1 rRNA gene is annotated in these 1,828 nt (G+C 53.6%); it reads left to right on the forward strand.

Going from position 1 to position 1,828, the window contains the following annotated elements:
* Nucleotides 1-110: 110 nt before the first annotated feature.
* Nucleotides 111-1,828 (forward strand): 23S ribosomal RNA (locus IQ211_RS19050); the annotation flags it as partial.

Genomic DNA, 1,828 nt, shown 5'->3' on the forward strand with positions numbered 1-1,828 from the left:
GCTCTTTAACAATCTGGAACAAGCTGAAAATTTGAAACCGTCAGTGTTATGGAATGATAACATTGATGACACTCTCAACACTCCGACCGGAAGACTTCTTCGGGTTGTGAGGTTAAGCGACTAAGCGTACACGGTGGATGCCTAGGCAGTCAGAGGCGATGAAGGACGTGCTAATCTGCGAAAAGCGCCGGTGAGCTGATATGAAGCGCTATCAGCCGGCGATGTCCGAATGGGGAAACCCGGTGCAATCCGTTGCACCATCATTAACTGAATCCATAGGTTAATGAGGCGAACCGGGGGAACTGAAACATCTCAGTACCCCGAGGAAAAGAAATCAACCGAGATTCCCCCAGTAGCGGCGAGCGAACGGGGAGGAGCCCAGAACCAGCATCAGTGTGTGTCTCAGTGGAAGCGCCTGGAAAGGCGCACAGTAAAGGGTGATAGTCCCGTACACGAAGAGACACAGGCTGTGAGTTCGATGAGTAGGGCGGGACACGTGTTATCCTGTCTGAATATGGGGGGACCATCCTCCAAGGCTAAATACTCCTGACTGACCGATAGTGAACCAGTACCGTGAGGGAAAGGCGAAAAGAACCCCGGCGAGGGGAGTGAAAAAGAACCTGAAACCGTGTACGTACAAGCAGTGGGAGCCCTGATTTATCAGGGTGACTGCGTACCTTTTGTATAATGGGTCAGCGACTTATATTCTGTAGCAAGGTTAACCGCATAGGGGAGCCGCAGGGAAACCGAGTCTTAACGGGGCGTTAAGTTGCAGGGTATAGACCCGAAACCCGGTGATCTAGCCATGGGCAGGTTGAAGGTTGGGTAACACTAACTGGAGGACCGAACCGACTAATGTTGAAAAATTAGCGGATGACTTGTGGCTGGGGGTGAAAGGCCAATCAAACCGGGAGATAGCTGGTTCTCCCCGAAAGCTATTTAGGTAGCGCCTCGTGAAGTCATCTTCGGGGGTAGAGCACTGTTTCGGCTAGGGGGTCATCCCGACTTACCAACCCGATGCAAACTGCGAATACCGAAGAATGTTATCACGGGAGACACACGGCGGGTGCTAACGTCCGTCGTGAAGAGGGAAACAACCCAGACCGCCAGCTAAGGTCCCCAAGTCATGGTTAAGTGGGAAACGAAGTGGGAAGGCTCAGACAGCCAGGATGTTGGCTTAGAAGCAGCCATCATTTAAAGAAAGCGTAATAGCTCACTGGTCGAGTCGGCCTGCGCGGAAGATGTAACGGGGCTAAACCATGCACCGAAGCTGCGGCAGCGACACTCAGTGTCGTTGGGTAGGGGAGCGTTCTGTAAGCCGTTGAAGGTCCACTGTGAGGTGGGCTGGAGGTATCAGAAGTGCGAATGCTGACATAAGTAACGATAAAGCGGGTGAAAAACCCGCTCGCCGGAAGACCAAGGGTTCCTGTCCAACGTTAATCGGGGCAGGGTGAGTCGACCCCTAAGGCGAGGCTGAAAAGCGTAGTCGATGGGAAACAGGTTAATATTCCTGTACGGGCCCGAATTGCGATGGGGGGACGGAGAAGGCTAGGCAAGCCGGGCGACGGTCGTCCCGGTTTAAGTGTGTAGGTGGGCTGACCAGGCAAATCCGGTTAGCCCTAACACTGAGGCACGATGACGAGGCACTACGGTGCTGAAGTTGCTGATGCCCCGCTTCCAGGAAAAGCCCCTAAGCTTCAGATTCGGGTCCATCGTACCCCAAACCGACACAGGTGGTCAGGTAGAGAATACTCAGGCGCTTGAGAGAACTCGGGTGAAGGAACTAGGCAAAATGGTGCCGTAACTTCGGGAGAAGGCACGCTGGCGT

It is taken from the genome of Xenorhabdus griffiniae, assembly GCF_015163655.1.
Taxonomy (GTDB): Bacteria; Pseudomonadota; Gammaproteobacteria; order Enterobacterales; family Enterobacteriaceae; genus Xenorhabdus; species Xenorhabdus griffiniae.